This is a genomic window from Paraburkholderia caffeinilytica, assembly GCF_046030355.1.
GTDB classification, from domain to species: domain Bacteria; phylum Pseudomonadota; class Gammaproteobacteria; order Burkholderiales; family Burkholderiaceae; genus Paraburkholderia; species Paraburkholderia caffeinilytica_B.
The window spans coordinates 1-3659 of record NZ_JAQQCQ010000053.1 but is presented as its reverse complement, the minus strand read 5'-3'; the positions used below and the strand labels follow the sequence as shown (position 1 = coordinate 3659).

General features: G+C 62.2%; 4 protein-coding genes. All 4 read left to right on the top strand.

Translation table 11 applies throughout. The features are described 5' to 3' along the window. A partial coding sequence (locus PQQ95_RS36450) for an ABC transporter ATP-binding protein (RefSeq protein ID WP_408447216.1) occupies positions 1–760 on the top strand: 760 nt, incomplete at its 5' end. Positions 761–840: 80 nt separating this feature from the next. Continuing rightward, complete coding sequence (locus PQQ95_RS36445; RefSeq protein WP_408447219.1) at positions 841–1728, top strand: ABC transporter permease subunit; 888 nt, start codon at positions 841–843, stop codon at positions 1726–1728. After that, complete coding sequence (locus tag PQQ95_RS36440) at positions 1725–2636, top strand: ABC transporter permease subunit (protein ID WP_408447214.1); 912 nt, start codon at positions 1725–1727, stop codon at positions 2634–2636. The genes PQQ95_RS36445 and PQQ95_RS36440 overlap by 4 nt, the downstream gene beginning before the upstream one ends. Before the next feature lie 37 nt (positions 2637–2673). Then, positions 2674–3659 (top strand): DUF3138 family protein (locus PQQ95_RS36435; protein WP_408447211.1); only part of this gene is annotated, 986 nt, incomplete at its 3' end.

Sequence of the window (3659 nt, the reverse complement as noted above, 5' to 3'; positions counted from 1 at the left end):
GATCAGGGAGCGCGTTGCCGACGCGCTCAATCTCGTGCAGATGAGCAAATACGCGCAACGCAAGCCGCATCAGCTCTCCGGCGGCCAGCAGCAGCGTGTGGCGCTGGCCCGCTCGCTCGTCAAGCGCCCCAAGCTGCTGCTGCTCGACGAACCGATGTCGGCACTCGACAAGAAGATCCGCCAGAAGACCCAGCTCGAACTGGTGAACATCATCGAGAAGGTCGACGTGACCTGCGTGATGGTGACGCACGATCAGGAAGAAGCCATGACGATGGCCGGGCGCCTCGCGGTGATGAGCGAAGGCCGCATCGTGCAGATCGGCTCGCCCAGCCAGGTGTACGAGTTCCCGAACAGCCGCTTCTCGGCCGAGTTCATCGGCTCGACCAACCTGTTCGAAGGCACCGTGGTCGCGGACGAACCGGACCATATCTTCGTCGAAAGCGAAGATCTCGAATCGCGCATCTACGTGAGCCACGGCATTACCGGGCCGCTCGGCATGCCGGTGGGCATCTCGGTGCGCCCGGAGCGCGTGAAGGTGTCGCTCGACAAGCCCGCCACCCCGCACAACTGGGCCCGCGGCGTAGTCTCGGACGTGGCCTACATGGGTAGCTATTCGCTGTACCACGTGCGCCTGCCGAGCGGCAAGACGGTCGTGTCCAATCTCTCCAGCTCGCACCTGATGAGCGAAGGTGCGCCGTCCTACAACGACGACGTGTTCGTCTACTGGTCGCCCGCTAGCGGCGTGGTGCTGACGCAATGAGCCATCCCACTACCTCCTCCCCGGCGCTGGGCGCGCCGTCCGGCAGCCGGTTACTCGGCTCGCTTAAAAAACGCCTCGCGATGCTGGTGCCCTCGGGCCGCACGACCGTGATCGGCGTGCCGTTCCTGTGGCTCTTCGTGTTCTTCGCGTTGCCGTTCGTGCTGGTGCTGAAAATCAGCTTCGCCGATCTGCGCCTGGGCATTCCGCCGTACACGGATCTCGTGACGGTCAAGGACGGCATGGTGCACTTCGCGATGCAGCTCAGTCACTACGCCTTCCTGCTGCAGGACGACCTGTACGTCGCCACGTATATCAGCTCGCTGAAGATGGCCGCCATCTCGACCTTCTTCTGCCTGCTGATCGGCTACCCGATTGCGTACTACATCGCGCGCTCGGAGCCGACCAAGCGCAACCTGCTGATGATGGGCGTGATGCTGCCGTTCTGGACCTCGTTCCTGATCCGCGTCTACGCATGGATCGGCATCCTGAAGGACGACGGCCTGCTCAATCACACGCTGATGGCCATCGGCATGATCCATTCGCCGTTGCGCCTCTACCACACGGATATTGGCGTGTATATCGGCATGGTCTATTCGTACCTGCCGTTCATGGTGATGCCGCTGTACGCGCACCTGGTGAAGATGGACCTGACGCTGCTCGAAGCCGCTTACGACCTCGGCTGCAAGCCGTGGACCGCGTTCACGCGCATCACCCTGCCGCTGTCGAAGAACGGCATCATCGCCGGCAGTCTGCTGGTGTTCATTCCGGCGGTGGGCGAGTACGTGATTCCCGAGCTGCTCGGCGGCGCCGACACGCTGATGATCGGCCGTGTGATGTGGGATGAATTCTTCAACGATATGGACTGGCCGATGGCATCCGCTGTCACCGTCGCGATGGTTCTACTGCTGCTCGTGCCGATGGCCGTGTTCCAGTATTACCAGGTCAAGGAACTGGAGGGCGCGAAATGATCAAGCCAAACAGAACGCTTTCCAATAGCGTGCTGACGTTCGGGTTTCTGTTTCTGTATATCCCGATCATCAGCCTGGTGGTGTATTCGTTCAACGAGTCGAAGCTCGTGACGGTGTGGTCCGGCTTCTCGCTGAAGTGGTATGGCGCGCTGCTGCAGGACGGCGAGCTGCTCAATGCCGCGTGGCTGTCGCTGAAGATCGGTCTGCTGACCGCGTGCGCCTCGGTGGTGATCGGGACGTGGGCCGGCTTCGTGCTGGCGCGCTTTGGACGCTTTCGCGGCTTCACGCTGTTTGCCGGCATGATCAACGCGCCGCTCGTGATTCCTGAGGTGATTCAGGGCATCTCGCTGCTGCTGCTGTTCGTCGCGCTCGAGCAGATGCTCGGCTGGCCGAAGGGCCGCGGCCTCTTCACGATCTGGATCGGCCACGTGATGCTGTGCGTGTCGTACGTGGCGATCATCGTGCAGTCGCGGGTGAAGGAGCTCAACAAGTCGCTCGAAGAAGCCGCCCTCGACCTCGGCGCGACGCCTTTCAAGGTGTTCTTCCTGATCACGCTGCCGCTGATCTCGCAGGCCCTGATGTCGGGCTGGCTGCTGTCGTTCACGCTGTCTTTCGACGACCTCGTGCTCTCCGCGTTCCTGTCCGGCCCCGGCTCGACCACGCTGCCGCTCGTGGTGTTCTCGCGGGTGCGCCTCGGCCTGAATCCGGAAATGAACGCGCTCGCCACGATCTTCATCACCACGGTGACGATCGGCGTGATCGCCGTCAACCGCTGGATGCAGGTGCGTGAGCGCAAACGCAACCGCGACATGCAGATGGCGTTCGCGCTGGCCGAAGCCGCCGATCCGTTGCCGTCAGCACCACAACAAGCCACCGTACGGAAGTCACTCGATACGGCACGCGCATAAGAAGTCCTTTGCAATACGACCAATAAGGAGAATTTGCATGAGAAAGAAGCTCATCTGTCTGCTGGTGGCGGGGAGTCTGCCGGGCTTTGCCATGGCCGACGCCACTAGCGACCAGATCAAGGCGCTCCAGGCCCAGCTCAACGCACTGCAGAAGGAGGTGAAGCAGTTGCGCTCCGAGGTGGCGACCAAGCCGAAGGCGGCAGCAGCGGCAGCGGCACCGGCCCCTGCTCCGGCCGTGGTGGCCGCGCCGGTTGACATCTCCTCGCCGGATTACGGCAAGGCGCAGGCGACGCTGACCAACGATCAGGTCGATTCGATGAAGCAGCAGATCGCCAACCAGCAGCTGAAGGTCGATTCGCTGGTGGACGCGGCGAACACGGGGCCGATCGCCGGCCTGTCGGTGACGGGCTATATCGATCCGACCTACATCTATAACCGCGCGCAGAGCAGTTCGTCGTTCCTGTTCGCGAACCACGAAAGCAGCTACAACTACTTCAACAGCACGTTCGGCGATCTGTACCTGGACATCAAGAAGACCTTCGGTGTCGGCCCGATGGCGCCGTCGGCCGAGATCACCCTGATGCCGAACCGCGGCAACGGCATTACGCTGCTGCAGAACGAGCATGGCGACATCGGCAACAACATCCTGAACACGGCGGTCATCAACGTGCCGCTCACGGCGGAAACGACCCTCGTGGCCGGTTTGATTCCGAGCTTCGGCGGCTATGAAGTGCAGCAGTCGAACCAGATGCTCACGCTCACGCACAACCTGCTGTACGACTTCTCGGATCCGGGCAGCTACATCGGGATCGGCGCGAACTACACGAAGGGTGACTGGGCGTGGAAGTTCTTCCTCGGCAACGAACAGTACCGTACGTACGGCGCGACGACGCAGACCGGCACCAACGCGCTGGGTGACCCGATCACGACCAGCAACAAGATTCCGACCTTCACTGGCCGGGTCGACTACACGTGGTCGAGCGCACTGGATGTGGGCGGCTCGTTCAACATCGGGCGTCAGAC